Origin of the sequence: Yersinia similis, from assembly GCF_001053095.1 — a bacterium.
Taxonomy (GTDB): Bacteria; Pseudomonadota; Gammaproteobacteria; order Enterobacterales; family Enterobacteriaceae; genus Yersinia; species Yersinia similis.
This window is the reverse complement of sequence record NZ_CGBP01000012.1, coordinates 1-16,676: the sequence shown is the minus strand read 5'-3', so window position 1 is coordinate 16,676 and position 16,676 is coordinate 1. Positions and strand designations below refer to the sequence as shown.

Sequence of the window (16,676 nt, the reverse complement as noted above, 5' to 3'; positions counted from 1 at the left end):
TTTACATTTCTGAGCTGCATAGCGTTATTCAAGTACCTCAAGAAATTGAAAAACCCTCTTCATCGGATAACGGCGAAGAGGGTTTTTTATGGCAGCTCTGGCAGTTGAACATGCCATTACCGCACACTACAGCCGGACAGGCTTAATATGCCAAATCTCATCGGCATACTCCTCAATCGTCCGGTCTGAAGAGAAATAACCCATATTGGCAATATTCAGTAAGGTTTTACGCGACCATTCATCCCGATGGCGATACAGCGTATCGACTTGCTCTTGAGTGTCCACATAGCTGCGATAATCCGCCAATAGCTGGTAGTGATCCCCCAGATTGACCAGCGAATCAAACAGGTTGGTATAGCGATAAGGCTCTTCCGGGCTGAACGTGCCTGTCGCTATCTGTGTCAGTACCTGATGTAACTCAGGGTCCTCGTCGTAATATTTCCGTGGGTTATAACCGCTGTTACGCAATGCTTCAACCTGCTCAGTCGTATTCCCGAAGATAAAGATGTTCTCTTCACCGACATGCTCGCGGATCTCCACATTGGCACCGTCTAATGTCCCAATGGTTAGCGCTCCGTTTAGCGCAAACTTCATATTACTGGTTCCCGACGCTTCCGTACCCGCCAACGAGATCTGTTCGGATAAGTCTGCCGCCGGAATGATCAACTGCGCCAAACTCACGCTGTAGTTAGGAATAAAGACCACTTTCAATAAGTTATTGATCCGCGGATCGTTGTTGATAACCTTCGCTACATCGTTGATCAGGTGAATAATTTGCTTGGCATTATAATAAGCCGAGGCGGCTTTACCGGCAAAAATCACCACCCGAGGCACCCAGTTATCGTCAGGCGCGTCAATAATGCGGTTATAACGCGTTATCACATGTAACACATTCAGCAATTGCCGCTTGTACTCGTGAATACGTTTAATTTGTACGTCAAACAACGCTGCCGGATTGACCACGATATTGAGTTTTTCAGCGATATAACCCGCCAGCCGCTTTTTGTTTTCCAGCTTGGCCTTTTGTAAGGCCAGTAAGAAACTGGGGTAATCAAGGTTCTTTTCCAGCTCGCTAAGTTGGCTCAGGTCAGTACGCCAGGTGTGGCCAATACTGTCATCCAGCACTGCCGCCAAGGGCCGGTTGGCTAACCCCAACCAGCGCCGTGGTGTCACGCCATTGGTTTTGTTGCAGAAACGATTAGGGAAGATACGGGCAAAATCAGCAAACAACGATTGCACCATCAGCTCAGAATGTAACGCAGAAACGCCGTTCACTTTGTGGCTGGCAATCACCGCCAGCCAGGCCATTCGTATCCGTCGGCCGTTGTTTTCGTCAATGACCGATACTCTTGAGAGCAGCTCTTTGTCGTCAGGATATTGTTCCTCCACCAGCTTGAGGAAATGATCATTGATATCAAAGATGATTTGCAGATGGCGTGGCAAAATCTTACCGATCATATCGACAGGCCAGGTCTCCAGCGCCTCACTCATCAACGTATGGTTGGTGTAGGAAAACACTTGCTGCACCACATCCCATGCGTCCATCCAGGTAAATTTATGCTCGTCGATCAGTAGACGCATCATTTCAGGGATGGAAAGTACCGGGTGCGTATCATTCAGATGAATAGCAATTTTATCGGCTAAGTTATTGAATGTCTGATGCATCGCCCAATGGCGGTTCAGAATATCCTGCACCGTCGCTGAGACTAAAAAGTACTCTTGCCGCAAGCGTAATTCACGCCCGGAATAGGTGGAATCATCGGGGTATAGGACCCGTGAGACATTTTCTGAATGGTTTTTATCTTCAACTGCGGCAAAGTAATCGCCTTGATTAAATTTGCCCAGATTAATTTCATTACTGGCCTGCGCAGACCATAAACGTAATGTATTGGTGGCATCAGTATCAAAACCAGGAATAATTTGATCATACGCACACGCGAGGATTTCTTCGGTTTCTAACCAGCGAATTTTGCTGCCTTCTTGCTGAATACGGCCACCGAACCGGACTTTATAGCGGGTGTTGTGCCGTGGAAACTCCCATGCATTGCCATATTCCAACCAATTATCCGGCGACTCCATCTGTTGGCCGTTAACAATTTTCTGGCTGAACATGCCATATTCATAACGAATGCCGTAACCCCGCCCCGGTAGCGCGAGGGTGGCCAATGAATCGAGGAAACACGCCGCCAGACGGCCTAAACCACCATTACCTAAACCGGGATCGTTCTCCTCCTCCAATAACTCTGACAAACTGAGGCCCATCTCATCCAACGCCTGCTCGATCTCATCATAAATTCCCATTGATAACAGCGCGTTAGATAATGTTCTGCCCAGTAAAAACTCCATCGATAGATAATAAACCTGCCGAACGTCCTGTGATAGTTGAGCGCGATTAGAACGTAACCAACGTTCAACCATACGATCACGTACCGCAAATAGAGTCGCATTCAACCAATCGTACTGCGTTGCAATGGTGGGATCTTTGCCAACAATAAACATTAGCTTATAGGCAATAGAGTGTTTCAGTGCATCCACACTGACAACGGGTGAGGTATAGCTAAACGGTGATGTCATAACGTTTTTCCCAAGTTTAATGGCTATAACGAGTCGACAATGACGAGCGCTAAGGATTACCAGTTTTAACGACTATCCGCTTCAACAATTACAGACGTCGATAAAGTGACAAATAATCTACGGCGGCAAGTTGCCAACCAAAATCGAGCCTCATCGCATGGCGCTGGACGTGACGCCAATGTTTTGGCCTGCTCCACAGTACGAAGGCACGGCGTATCGCCTTTACTAAGGCTTGCGCCTCACATTCATTGAATACAAACCCCGAAGCGCTGCCGTCAGCCAGATTTTCCAACGCGCAATCCACCACGGTATCAGCCAGCCCACCGGTATGACGCACCAGCGGCAACGTGCCATATTTCAATCCATACAACTGCGTTAACCCACAGGGTTCAAAGCGGCTGGGTACCAGAATGACATCCGACCCGGCAATAATTCGATGAGAGAATGCCTCGTGATAACCTATTTGTACCCCAACCTGACCAGAATGCTCTGCTGCCGCGGCTAGAAAGGCCTCTTGCAGCGTGGCATCTCCGCTCCCCAAGACGACCAACTGCCCCCCTAGCGCCAGTAATTCGGGCAGTGCTTCCAGTACCAGATCCAACCCTTTCTGGGCGGTCAATCGACTGACTACAGAAAAAATAGGTTTATTTTCCGTCAGTTGCAAACCCATAGCCGTTTGCAAATGTGTTTTATTGATGGCCTTCGCTTGTAGGTCCTCCGCGTCATAACGGGTAGGCAGCAAGGTATCACTCTGTGGATCCCAAATATCACTATCGACCCCGTTCAGGATCCCCGTCAACCGGCCCTGACGCGCCAACGCTTGTAGCAACCCCTCCATGCCATAACCAAAAGCGGGCTGAGTGATCTCTTTTGCATAGGTCGGGCTGACGGTCGTGACATGGTCAGCAAAGAACAACCCGGCTTTCAGGTAAGAGATCTGCCCGTAAAACTCCAGCCCATAGATCTGGAAAAACTCAGCAGGCAGTTGTAATTCAGATAAGTGATGTGCAGAAAATAGCCCCTGATAAGCCAAATTATGGACGGTAAACACCGATCGTGCAGGCCGCCCACGTGCGGCCAGATAAGCACAGGTTAATCCCGCGTGCCAATCATGGGCATGGACAACCTCTGGACGCCAGTAACCATCCAGCCCACAGGCCAGCTCGCACGCCATCCATCCCAGCAAGGCAAAGCGTTGATAGTTATCGCTATAGGCATATAAAGAAGCATCGTGATAAGGGCTACCCGCACGATCATAAAGCGCTGGCGCATCAATCAGATAAATGCCAATCCCCCGATAATGGCCATAACGTAATGCTACCCGCCCCGCAAAAGTGTCAATCTCCCTGACCAGTACGGTCTCAGGGATCCCTCTACGCAAATCCGGGAAGGCGGGCAAGATGATCCGCACATCAGCCCCCTCGGCAAGCTGAGCTGCGGGTAAAGCACCGATAACATCAGCCAGCCCGCCGGTTTTTAGTAAAGGGAACAGTTCAGAACATACATGTAAGACCCTCATCATCACTCCTGCTCTTTTATACCCTTCTGACCTGAAGTTGCAGTGGTGTTAGCCGCTTTCCTTCACCCTAATGACTGGCCTGTATCGGTGCTAATTTGATAAACAAAGCTAATCCGATCAATAAGCCCAGTTTGATCAATAAGTCCAACCTGACAAATAGAAAACCTAATGGCTCTATTTTGCCTCTAACTTTTCTTCTAACTTTGCCAGCATATCCCGGGTCACTAACACCACCCCACCCTCTGAACGGTAGAAACGGGCGCTGTCTTCATCAGCGTTTTCGCCAATCACCATTCCCTCAGGAATGTGACAGGCACGGTCAATAATGCAGCGACGTAAACGACAAGATCGCCCCACATGGACATCAGGTAGCAGTAGTGAAGAATCAATAGTACAGAACGAATTCACCCGCACCCGAGGGAACAACACCGAATGCACCACCACTGAACCTGAAACAATACATCCGCCAGAGACCAGTGAATTCATCGTCATGCCATGGCTACCAGATCGGTCTTGGACAAACTTGGCCGGTGGCAACGGCTCCATATGGGTGCGGATTGGCCAGGCACGATCATACATATCCAGCTCTGGTGTCACTGACGCCAAATCGAGATTAGCCCGCCAGTAGGCGTCCAATGTCCCGACATCGCGCCAATAAGGCGGTAATTCAGCATTGGAGGTGACACAAGAGAGATCAAACGGATGTGCCCAAACGGCTTTTTTTGCAGTGAGTTGCGGGATGATGTCTTTACCGAAGTCATGGCTGGAATCTGGGGTATTTTTGTCCTCTTCGAGTAACTTAAAGAGGTAGTCAGCATTGAAGATATAGATCCCCATGCTAGCCAATGCTTTGCTCGGATCACCCGGTATAGGAGGCGGGCTGGTGGGCTTTTCATAGAACGCGGTTATCTGATAATCCGCGGTAACCTCCATGACACCAAACTCACTACCTTCACTAATTGGCACCGGGATACAGGCGACGGTACATTCAGCCCCTTTTTCTACGTGGTCGAGCAACATGCGAGAATAATCCATCTTATAGATATGATCCCCAGCCAGAATAACGATATATTCTGCGTCATAGCGGCGGATAATATCCATATTCTGACAAACCGCATCCGCAGTGCCTTTGTACCATTGCTCTGTGCTCAAGCGCTGTTGAGCGGGCAGTAGGTCAACAAACTCGTTCATTTCTTCATTGAGAAATGACCAGCCACGTTGAATATGCTGAACCAAGGTATGGGACTGATACTGTGTTATCACACCAATACGACGAATCCCTGAATTCAGGCAGTTGGAGAGTGCAAAATCAATAATGCGGAATTTGCCGCCAAAATGGACTGCTGGTTTGGCGCGGGTGGCGGTCAAATCTTTCAATCGTGAGCCACGGCCCCCCGCCAGAATTAATGCCACGGTTTTATTGGGTAATTGTCTGGCCAACATCAATGAATCTTTACTTTCAAACCTCACCATAAAAGCTCCTTAATATTTCTGTACGAGCACACAAATGGTATGCGCGGAACCGCGCCATGTGGTTAATGGCTCCGCATGGTCTGACGACCCAAAGGGAGGTATCCCCTCCCATTTCCCTTCAGGTAAGTGCATTTCGCACGCCTGATCGGTGGCATTGATGAGCACCAACCAGCGCTGAGATAATAAAATCTGTAGTTGCTGCTGGCAGCCTTGCTCCCAGGCAGCATCACTCAGCGCCTGTCCCTGACTATCCAACCATTGCACATTACCATCACCGCTCCGCCACCATTGGTCCTGAGTCAGAGCCGGGATTTGCTGGCGCAACCGGATAAGATCAGCGGTAAACGTCATTAATGCACGATCTGCACTGCCCCAATCGAGCCAGGTGAGGATGTTGTTCTGACAATATGCATTGTTGTTGCCTTGCTGGCTGTGGCCCTGTTCGTCACCAGCCAGTAACATCGGCGTTCCCTGCGAGAGTAATAAGGTGGTTAGTAGCGCCCGCTGGCAGGCTTTACGCCGTTGCCAAATAGCAGCGTCAGCCACCAAGCCTTCTCGACCAAAATTATTGCTATGGTTGTTATCACTGCCATCACGATTTTCTTCGCCATTCATTTGGTTATGTTTTTGGTTAAAACACAGTAAATCCAGCAAGGTGAAACCATCATGGGCAGTAATTTGATTAATGCTGGCAGAAGGTAAGCGCCCTCGCCGTTCAAACGGGTGGCTTGAAGCAGCAAAGTGCTGGGCAAAGGTACCGCGCGGCACATCCCCTCGTAGCCAGAAACCACGTATGGCATCGCGGTACTGGTCATTCCATTCGCTAAAACCGGTGGGGAAGTTCCCCAGTTGATAACCGCCCAGGCCGATATCCCAAGGTTCTGCAATCAATTTGCAGGCACTGAGCCGCTCATCGGCAGCCAATGCGGCAAATAAAGGCGCGTGTTGATCGAACGCCGGCGTGCGGCCCAGTACCGTGCCTAAGTCAAAACGAAAGCCGTCCACATGGCAGCTATCGCGCCAATGATGTAGACAATCAATAACCCACTGTGTGACATAAGGATGACTGAGGCGCAGTGCATTACCGCAGCCCGTGATGTTGTCATATTCACCACCGGGGGTAAGCCAGTAGTAGCTGGCATTATCGATACCGCGCTGACACAAGGTCGGGCCGAAGACATCCAACTCAGCGCTGTGGTTAAACACCACATCTATAATGACTTCAATGCCCGCGCTATGCAGGGCTTTAACCGCATCCCGAAATTCTCTCAGCGGTGATATGCCCTCGCGGCCCGAGGCGTAATCTGGATCCACCGCAAAGGGCGCTAACACGTTATAGCCCCAGTAATTGCTCAGCCCCATTTTCTGTAGCCGGGGTTCATCAATATGAAATTGCACTGGCAGCAGTTCTAGTGTGGTAATCCCCAATGTTTTGAGATGCTCAATCAGAGCAGGGTGTGCCAAAGCGGCATAGGTACCGCGCAGCTCTGGCGGAATATCAGGATGTAATTGAGTTAAGCCACGGACATGGGCTTCATAAATCACGGTATTACCCCAAGGAATGGCAGGCGGTTTATCCCCCTGCCAGTCATATTCCTCATGTATCACAATACATTTAGGTAACGCCGCCGCACTGTCGCGTACATCGGGCTGGTTAACACCACCGGTAAAACGGGGATCATCACCGACCTTGCCTTCTAGCGCACGAGTTCGGGGGTCTATCAACAACTTATGTGGGTTAAAACGGTGGCCTCGACTGGGGTCGAAAGGCCCGCTGACCCGGTAACCATAGCGTTGCCCCGGCTTGCCACCGGGGAGATAGCCATGCCAGATGTCACCGGTACGAGCGGGCATGGCTATCTGCCGCTCTTGCCCCTGCTCATCAAACAGACACAGCGTCACCTGTTCAGCATGGGCTGAAAATAGCGTGAAATTAATGCCCGCTCCATCAAAGTAGGCACCAGAAGGTGTGGGTGAACCATGGGTTAATACCGTCATCCTAGTACTCCCGCAGCAGGTAAATCGTCGCCAGCGGTGGCAATGTGAGTAACAACGAATGTTCGTGGTTGTGGCTTCTCACATGATAGCTATCAATGCCCCCCTGATTACCGAGGTTACTCCCGCAGTAAAATGCCGAGTCAGAATTCAGCACTTCACGGTAGTGGCCACCTTGTGGAATACCCACACGGTAGTGATAACGTGGAACCGGGGTGAAATTACTGATAGCAATCAGTTCGTGCCCCTCAGCATCACGGCGCAGGAAGGCGAATACCGAATTTTCGTGGTCATCAACCACCAACCATTCAAAACCAGCGGGTTGATAATCCCATTCATACAACGGCGCATACTGGCGATAGCAATGGTTAAGGTCACGAACCAGACGCTGCACACCGGAATGCCAACCGTTTTCATCGTCCAGCAGGTGCCAATCCAGACTGGTATCGAAATTCCACTCACGCCCCTGCGCAAATTCACAGCCCATAAACAGCAGTTTTTTACCGGGATGCGCCCACATAAATGCGTAATAAGCACGTAGGTTGGCAAATTTCTGCCAGGCATCACCCGGCATACGATCAAGTATCGAGCGCTTGCCGTGGACCACTTCATCGTGGGAGAGCGGTAAGATAAAGTTCTCGGTATAAGCGTATAACATACCAAATGTCATCAAATTGTGGTGGTATTTGCGGTGAACAGGATCACATTGCATATAATTCAGCGTGTCATGCATCCAACCCATGTTCCATTTATAGTTGAAACCCAGGCCACCGGTATCAGGCGGTAATGTCACACCAGGAAAGTCGGTGGACTCCTCCGCCATGGTCACGCTGCCGGGGCGTTCAACACCAATGGTCTGATTGGTGTAACGCAAGAAAGCGATAGCCTCCAAATTTTCCCGGCCGCCATAATAGTTAGGCACCCACTGCCCTTCAGCACGGCTATAATCGCGGTAAATCATTGAGGCCACCGCATCGATACGCAACGCATCAATACCAAAACGCTCCATCCAGTAGAATGCATTGCCCGCCAGATAGTTACGGACTTCATTACGCCCATAGTTATAGATCAGGGTATTCCAGTCCTGATGGTACCCTTCGCGCGGATCAGCATATTCATACAAGGCGGTGCCATCGAAGGTCGATAATCCATGCTCATCACTGGGAAAATGGCCGGGGACCCAATCAAGGATCACGTTAATTCCTGCCTGGTGGAATTTGGCGACGAACGCTTTGAAATCTTCTGGGGTGCCGTAACGGCGGGTCGGTGCATATAATCCTAGCGGCTGGTAACCCCAGCTACCGTCAAATGGATGTTCATTAATCGGCAACAACTCGACATGGGTAAAACCCATATATTTAACGTATTCGACCAGTTGATCCGCCAATTCGCGGTAACTCAACCAGAAATTATTGTCGGTATGCCGACGCCAAGAACCGAGATGCACTTCATAGATAGACACCGGCGAACATAAATCATTGGCTTTTCGCCGCGCGGCGGTACTCTTCACTACATCGGGTATCGGACTAACTAATGAGGCGGTTTCTGGTCGCATCTGTGCTTCAAAAGCGTAAGGGTCTGCTTTTAGACGCACCTGGCCATGGCAATCAATGATCTCAAACTTATACAACTGTCCGGCGTCTACTCCGGGCAGAAATAGCTCCCAAATGCCATTTTCACGCCGTAAGCGCATCGGATGGCGGCGGCCGTCCCAAAAGTTAAATTCCCCCACCACGGATACCCGCTGGGCATTCGGTGCCCAAACCGTAAAACTGACACCCGGTACACCATCAAGGCTTATTAAATGCGCACCCAAACGTTCATAAGGGCGTAAATGGGTGCCTTCAGCCAATAACCAGCTATCAATATCCTGTAATAAGGGACCGAATCGGTAGGGATCTTCGATAATTTGTGGGCTTTCTTGCCAGGTAACGGCGAATTGGTAGCGGAAGGATTTCTTACGACGAGTCAGCTGTGCAATAAAAAAACCACGGGGATCTTCGAGAGTTAATTGTGCTATCCGCCGCCCGCTCTCTGTCTCCACCAGCCAGACTTCTCGGGCATCTGGCAGCAACGCACAAATCTGCAACCCCTGCGTGGTTTCATGCATGCCCAAAATGGAGAAGGGATCGCCATAATGGCCGGAAATAAGCTGATTAATCACCTGACGATCGGGAAGTAGTGACATACATTCTCCCTTTGATTAATAGCATGATTGACGCCAGCCCATGGACCATAAAGTCCAAAGTAGACCTTTCCAGTCATGCAATCCGTTTGATGTATAACGCGTGGCTAAGGTCAATACATGGATTTAGGGCCTTAGTCCGTTTTTATCGCAGTAAAGCCCAGCCATCACATTTTTTTAACTCAAACTACAAGCATAGTCAAAGGGGGCTAAAAAATCGGCTTAGGGTTCATGAAGTTTTTTCTCATACCAATAAATCAAGAAATAGAGTATGAGCGGTGTAAGAAAAACCAGAGTGACGTAACCGATTCTTTAGCAAGGGAAAGTCGAGCTAGCTGCCAGATGAAAAACATAAAATAAGCCGCTGGTACGGTATTGGGCTATCGCAGGCTTTTTTCATTAAAAAGGGGGGGATTAACGTCTCTGGCGCAAAATCTGGATACAATAGCCGCTAGTCATAGAAATAACGATACCCAAAATCACTCCCTCCAAAAGTCATTACAGTGGTCATCCAACATGGGCATTAGCCAAACAGAACTGATTTTTTCCCTTTTACAACAGATGTGTGTGTATTTGGTTATTGCCTATCTGCTGAGTAAAACACCGCTTTTTATCCCCTTGATGCAAGTCACTATCAGGTTGCCCCATAAACTGGTGTGCTACCTCACCTTTTCCATGTTTTGCATTATGGGCACCTACTTTGGTCTGCACATTGATGACTCTATCGCCAATACCCGCGCTATTGGCGCGGTCTTGGGTGGAATGTTAGGGGGACCATCGGTTGGGTTCCTGGTGGGGCTAACCGGAGGGCTGCATCGCTATTCAATGGGGGGGATGACTGCAACGGCCTGTATGTTATCAACCGTTGCGGAAGGATTATTGGGTGGCCTTCTCCACCTTTATCTGACACGTAAAAACCGCCTCGATTTACTGTTTCAACCGCTAGTCGTGGCAGGTATTACACTGGTAGCCGAAGTGCTGCAAATGATGATTATTCTGGCCGTCGCCCGCCCCTTCAGTGAAGCTGTCGAATTGGTTGAAAATATTGCCTTGCCGATGATGATCACCAATACCATTGGTGCCGCCATGTTTATGCGTATCCTATTAGATCGCCGGGCCATTTTCGAAAAATATACCACCGCATTTTCTGCCAAGGCGCTACAAATTGCTGCGCGGGCGGAGGGGCTACTGCGCCATGGCTTTGACCAGCAAAACAGTATGCGGGTGGCGCGTATCTTGTATGAGGAGTTGGGCGTGGGTGCGGTAGCCATTACCGATCGCGAAAAGTTGCTAGCCTTTATCGGTAGCGGTTCCGATCACCATCAGGTGGGCGGTGCTATCACCTCCTGCCATACCCACCGCGCGATTGAACTCAATCAGGTGGTGTATGCCGATGGCAATGCCGTACCTTATACCTGCTCAATTTCACCCACCTGTAAGCTGGGCTCAACACTGGTTATCCCTTTGCGGGGCGAGGAGCACCGGGTGATCGGCAGTATCAAGCTGTATGAGCCAAAAAGTAAATTATTTTCCAGCATTAACCGCACCCTAGGCGAGGGTATTGCGCACTTATTGTCAGCGCAAATTTTGGCGGGTGAATTTGAACAACAAAAACAATTACTGGCGCAATCTGAAATCAAGCTTCTCCATGCGCAGGTCAACCCGCACTTTTTGTTTAATGCGCTCAATACCCTGTCAGTGGTGATCCGCCGTAATCCAGATCATGCCCGCAAGTTGGTGCTTTCTTTATCAACATTTTTCCGCAAAAACCTGAAACGCAGCCACGACGTGGTCACGTTAAGTGATGAGATAGAGCATGTGAATGCGTATCTTGAAATAGAGAAGGCACGCTTTGCTGATCGTCTGACTGTCACGGTCTCACTGCCGAATGAGCTGATGGAGGCACGCTTACCCGCGTTCTCCCTGCAACCCGTGGTAGAAAATGCAATCAAGCATGGTATCTCACAGATGTTCAGTAACGGGCGGGTCACGTTGCGCGGCAAATTGGATGACAACACGTTGGTATTGGCAGTCGAAGATAACGCCGGTTTATATCAGCCGCAGCCGGATGGCGATGGTCTGGGAATGAGTTTGGTTGATCGGCGGATTAAAGCGCGCTATGGCAATGAATATGGCATCACCGTCGTCAGTAAAGCGGAAGTCTTTACCCGTATCATTATTAAGTTACCGTTTATTACCGTGAGTGAGCTGTAAGACGGTTTCATTTCGAGAGATGGTATCGTCAAAGGCGGCATATCTTTTGACGATTAGAAAACCCTACAAAAAGTAATGCCAGAGTATAACCCACCTCTGGCATTACTATTATTCCTTACACAACGCTATCCCTTACACAATATTATCCCTCACGCAACGTTATCCCCCTCACACTAGAGTGACCGGGTACACATCACATGGGTTGCGACCGTCATATCACCCATCGTCGTCAGCGTACCCGCTGCCAGGCCAATAGCCAGAGCCGCAGTAGCGTCATGATTATTACTGAGCCAGAAGAACTCAGCAGGCACCCAGCCCGGCACAGTATAGGCACTGAAGTCACCCCATTCTGACCACAAGTTACCAATAGCCCGCGTGCCTGACATCCAGGTCACCGCATTGGTGACCTGAGTAGAGATTGGCATCACGTAGCCCACATTCTCACAATGTGCTATTGCGCTGACTCTATCTAACGTAGCGCCACTATTATTGATAAACCACTGGTTAACTCTAAAGCTATACGAGAGTGGGCTACCACCACCTTTCGGGGTGGCAGAGATGGTAATTGCCGGTGTACCCGTCGGGAATACCGCATTAAATGTCACTACACCATCACCGCTGACCGATACCAGTGCTGGGGCACTACTGCTCCAGTCATAGAGGCTATTATCTCCACCCGAATTGACCTTAAAGGTTGCCCCCACAAAACCGGTGGTTGGGAACCCAGCATCCCCGTCAAACGTTGTATCACCGACGGTTACATCCAGATTCTTCATGACAATAAAGGTAGTGTCTGTTGTCGCCGTTAATGTCTCTATCGTCGCCGTGACAGTACTAACCCCAGCAGCTCCATTGGTTAAGGTTGCCAAGACAATACCGTTGGCATTGCTTACCCCACCATCGATGGCAGTGATAGTCGCCCCATTACTTGCCACAAAGGCCACCACTTCCCCAACGATTGGGTTCCCGGTGACATCTTTAAGCGTCGCCTGTACCGTATTGGTAGCACTGTTATCCGCAAAGGCATTATCGACCGTTGTCACCAGTATCATTGCCGCCAGTGGCCCGGCAGTGAAGACCGTGTCAACCGTCAGAGGCGTTCCTGCCGTCCCCAGTTTGGCCGTCACAACCGTAACACCTGCCAAACTGTTGGTCAGCGTATTGACGGCATCCCCGTTATCATTAGTTAGTACCGTCACATGACTCAGTTGCGCACCATGGTTAGCGGTAAATGTCACCGCCATATCAGCCACTGGGTTGCCCACCCCATCGACAACATGCGCCCGTACCTGGTTACGTGCAACACCATCTGCCAGTGCATTGTTATCGACGACGATTAAGGTGGACAATTGAGCGGTCTTTTCGTTCGCGATAAATACGGCACCAAGTGTGTCCGTATAGTTATTCGATACCAAGGTCCCCGTAATAGGGTGAACCCCAGCCTGAGTACTCGTGACAGATAAGAGCACACCACCCTCTGGAGCACTGATCGACCCATTATTCTCAATTAGGGTCACCTCATTTGTTGCACTAAAGGCCACCTGCTGCCCCCCTACGGGGTTTTGGTTGGCATCAAAAACCTGTCCTAGCACGAAGAATTGCGTCACCCCATCGGCAATTACCGGCATAGAGTTGAAATTAAGAAGTTTTAACGTTGCCGTGCTCACATCCGCAATAAAGTACGGCCTCAGCGTGTGCACCGTCGTCATAGGCCGCGCGACTCGCGCTGAGATCCCACTCTCCCCAGCTTTAGTATGGGTCAGCTTCGCGCTAGCCCACCCATCGGCACCAGTAATACCACTGGTGGTGATGGTCGCGCCATTTTGTGATGCGAAAATAACGCTGTAGCCAGCAATAGCGTTCCCCAGATCGTCAGTCACTCTGGCCCGGACTTCATTGTAGGCCACTCTATTGGCCACAGCGCCATCATCGATAATGACAAAATCACCTGTAGCAATATGGGCGGTATTTTTATCGGCAATAAACTGAGGTGTGACCGTCAAGCTCTCAGTCCCCCCTGCCGTCACCAATGTTACCGTAACGTCACTTGGCCCTGAGAGGGTGTTTGTCAGTGTACCGATAGCAAACCCATTGTTATTAGTGATGGCTGATGCATTGATTGACGCACCATTAGTGGCACTAAAGTTAACTTCGACCCCAGAAACCGGATTATCATTGGCATCCACGAGTTGCAGTAACACTCTATTTTCTACAACCCCATTCGCTACCGCATTATCATTAGTGATCAAAAAGCGGTCCGTGACCAATGTGGCCGTATCCCTATCGGCGATAAAGGTCGTCGTGGTTGAGGCTGATACACCATCTGCGGTTACTGACACTCTGGTTACGCCTGCCGTAGTATTGCTGACCGTAACATAGGCACTACCCGAAGCATCGGTCTGCACATCTTCCTGCACTAATTGCCCACCATTACTTGCACTGAACACCACATTGCTATTCGGCACCAGGTGATCAGAGACATCATAGACCCTGGCTTCAACCCTGTTAGTTTGGATGCCATCGGCCACCGCCCCATCATTCAGCCTGAATAGCTCGATTCGGGCACCGTCGCCGGCAACAAATCGGACATCCTCTGTGAGACCCACCAGATCAGTAGCGACCGTTGCAGTCACCGCACTGGTAACAGGAACGTTATGCCTTAAGGTATTTTCTGCATACCCCTGATCATTCGTTGTGACAGTGTTTGCGGTCAATGTCACATTCTCCGTGGCACTAAAGTTCACATTCATTCCCGTAATCACGTTGCCATTAGCATCCTGAATGTGTGCCTGCACGATATTTCTATCACTATTGTTGGCAAGCGAATCATTTTTCTCAACGGTTAACGCCGACACACGGGCAGTGGATCTGTCTGCAATAAAGACGGCGTCTTTAGCTTGGCTTATCCCCATCGTTACGATCGCCGCAGTCACCTTACTGATACCCGCTGTCGTATGTGTAAAGGTGGTGCTAAACGTCCCACTACTATCCGTCGTCCCTGATGCTGGTGTCAGTAGTGCGCCATTATCCGAGGTATAACCCACAAACATACTCGGCACCGGGTTCCCATTGGCATCAGTAACAATCATACGAGCGGCATTAGTAGCAACCCCATCAGCTAGCGCATTGTTCCGGGTAATGGTCAGGTCTGAGGCTCTAATGGTCGCGGTGGTGCTATCCGCAATAAAGGTCGTATCTTTGCTCTGCACCCGGTTACCGACCTTTGCAGTCACCACACTGGTACCCGCCAAAGTATGGGTTAAGGTGGCTTTGGTCAGACCATCGCCATCACTGATACCATTTACTGTCGTGATAGCGGCACCGTTGCCAGAGGTGAAGATAACCGTCTGGCCCGATAACACGTTGCCCGTCGCATCGGTGACCCGCGCATGGACCTCATTTTCATCCGAGTTATTGGCGACCGCATTATCAACAATAACCATCAAGTCACTTGCAGCAATGTGTGCCGTCGTCACATCGGCAATAAAGGTGGTATCAATATTTCGGCTACTGCCACTGGATACCACGGTCGCAGTCACATTGGTAATACCCGCCAGAGTATTAGTGAATGTCACCATAACGCCACCTTCAGCTGTAGTCACATCCAGCTTATATTTAATAGTGCCATTATTACTCAGCACGAATTCAACCGTTTGATCCTTAATAGGGTTGCCATAGCTATCAGTGACTCTCGCCTGAATCGCGTTAACAGCCTCCCCATTAGCAACTTGATTGTTAGCGATGATGAACATGTCATTCGCAATAATCTGCGCAGTCGAAGCATCGGCGATAAAGGTGGCATTAATCGTTTTACTCACCTGATCGATCCGCGCATTGATCGGGAGGCTCCCTGCCAGGGTATGCGTCAAGGTCGCCGTCGCCGTACCATCGCTGCCTGTCGTTACCGAGGTTGGTGTAATGCTCATGCCACTGTTAGACGAGAGGTTGACCACCGCGCCGTTGATCGCGTTACCGTCTACATCCGTCACTAACACCTGGACTTCGTTGGTATCGATACTGTTAGCTACGGCATTATCTTTCGTCATCGTCAGTACAATCGATGCCGCTTTTCCAGCCACAAAATGCGTCTCGAGGGTTTCAGTTTGCCCGGTAGAGTCGAGCGTTGCCGTCACCGTTGTCATACCTGCAAGCGTATTGTTGAATCTCATCAAGACAATCCCAGAGGCGCTACTGGCATCGCCCCAAGACTCCATGACTGCCCCGTTATCGAGAGTAAAGCTAACGGATTGATTAGCTAATGGGTTGTCATAAGCATCGGTAACCAACGCTTGTGCAATGTTACCGGCTTTACCATTCGCAAGCTGGTTATCCAAGAACGACGTTAGCTTAAGCTGGGCTGTCGAAGCATCGGCAACAAAGGTTACTCTGGTATAGCCTTGATGAGTGCCACTCATTGCAACCACCGTATTACTGCTCCCTGCCACAGTATGCGTAGCACTCGCTCTAACACGGCCATCAAAATTGGTCGTTACTGTTGATGGACCCACAATGGACGCCCCATTGGTACCAAATATTAGGCTTTGATTCGCCACGCCATTACCGAAACGGTCAGTCACAAAGGCTTCGACAATATTGGTATCTGCACCATTTGCCAGTGCATTATCGTCAATAATACTGACGACGATATTCGCCATTGCACCCGCAACAAAGGTCGTATCGATATTGTCGGTAACCGTACCAATGGTGGCCACCACA

Annotated in this window: 7 protein-coding genes; 1 reads left to right on the top strand and 6 read right to left on the bottom strand. The window is 49.9% G+C overall.

Features of this window, described 5'->3' with window-relative positions; genetic code table 11:
• Positions 1-126: 126 nt before the first annotated feature.
• The 5 genes from glgP to glgB all read right to left on the bottom strand — a co-directional run bounded on the left by glgP (position 127) and on the right by glgB (position 9,749).
• The gene (gene glgP / locus AC971_RS10605; RefSeq protein ID WP_025381816.1) at positions 127-2,574 is read right to left on the bottom strand and encodes a glycogen phosphorylase; all 2,448 of its coding nucleotides are present in this window, start codon (positions 2,572-2,574) and stop codon (positions 127-129) included.
• A gap of 88 nt (positions 2,575-2,662) precedes the next feature.
• Positions 2,663-4,093 carry a glycogen synthase GlgA gene (glgA, locus tag AC971_RS10600; RefSeq protein ID WP_025381817.1) on the bottom strand — a complete coding sequence of 477 codons (1,431 nt, stop codon included), beginning with the start codon at positions 4,091-4,093 and terminating at the stop codon, positions 2,663-2,665.
• A gap of 174 nt (positions 4,094-4,267) precedes the next feature.
• On the bottom strand, positions 4,268-5,566 hold the full coding sequence (gene glgC / locus AC971_RS10595) for a glucose-1-phosphate adenylyltransferase (RefSeq protein WP_025381818.1): 1,299 nt from the start codon (positions 5,564-5,566) through the stop codon (positions 4,268-4,270).
• A gap of 9 nt (positions 5,567-5,575) precedes the next feature.
• Entirely contained in the window at positions 5,576-7,564 is a 1,989-nt protein-coding gene (gene glgX / locus AC971_RS10590; protein ID WP_025381819.1) for a glycogen debranching protein GlgX, read from the bottom strand.
• 1 nt (position 7,565) lies between these two features.
• Complete coding sequence (glgB, locus tag AC971_RS10585; protein ID WP_025381820.1) at positions 7,566-9,749, bottom strand: 1,4-alpha-glucan branching protein GlgB; 2,184 nt, start codon at positions 9,747-9,749, stop codon at positions 7,566-7,568.
• A 513-nt stretch (positions 9,750-10,262) separates the two neighbouring features.
• Here glgB and AC971_RS10580 point away from each other — a divergent pair.
• Positions 10,263-11,960 (top strand): sensor histidine kinase, encoded by a 1,698-nt coding sequence (locus tag AC971_RS10580; RefSeq protein ID WP_025381821.1) that lies wholly within the window; start codon positions 10,263-10,265, stop codon positions 11,958-11,960.
• A gap of 173 nt (positions 11,961-12,133) precedes the next feature.
• On the opposite strand, the gene AC971_RS10575 is transcribed toward AC971_RS10580, so the two are convergent.
• Positions 12,134-16,676, bottom strand: a 4,543-nt coding sequence (locus AC971_RS10575) for a beta strand repeat-containing protein (protein ID WP_048677598.1), incomplete at its 5' end; no start/stop codon positions are given.

Bases quoted from the DNA above. Each gene is read 5' to 3' on its own strand.
- AC971_RS10580 (WP_025381821.1), top strand. From the start codon at position 10,263: ATGGGCATTAGCCAAACAGAACTGATTTTTTCCCTTTTACAACAGATG.
- glgP (WP_025381816.1), bottom strand. From the start codon at position 2,574: ATGACATCACCGTTTAGCTATACCTCACCCGTTGTCAGTGTGGATGCA.
- glgC (WP_025381818.1), bottom strand. From the start codon at position 5,566: ATGGTGAGGTTTGAAAGTAAAGATTCATTGATGTTGGCCAGACAATTA.
- glgB (WP_025381820.1), bottom strand. From the start codon at position 9,749: ATGTCACTACTTCCCGATCGTCAGGTGATTAATCAGCTTATTTCCGGC.
- glgA (WP_025381817.1), bottom strand. From the start codon at position 4,093: ATGAGGGTCTTACATGTATGTTCTGAACTGTTCCCTTTACTAAAAACC.
- glgX (WP_025381819.1), bottom strand. From the start codon at position 7,564: ATGACGGTATTAACCCATGGTTCACCCACACCTTCTGGTGCCTACTTT.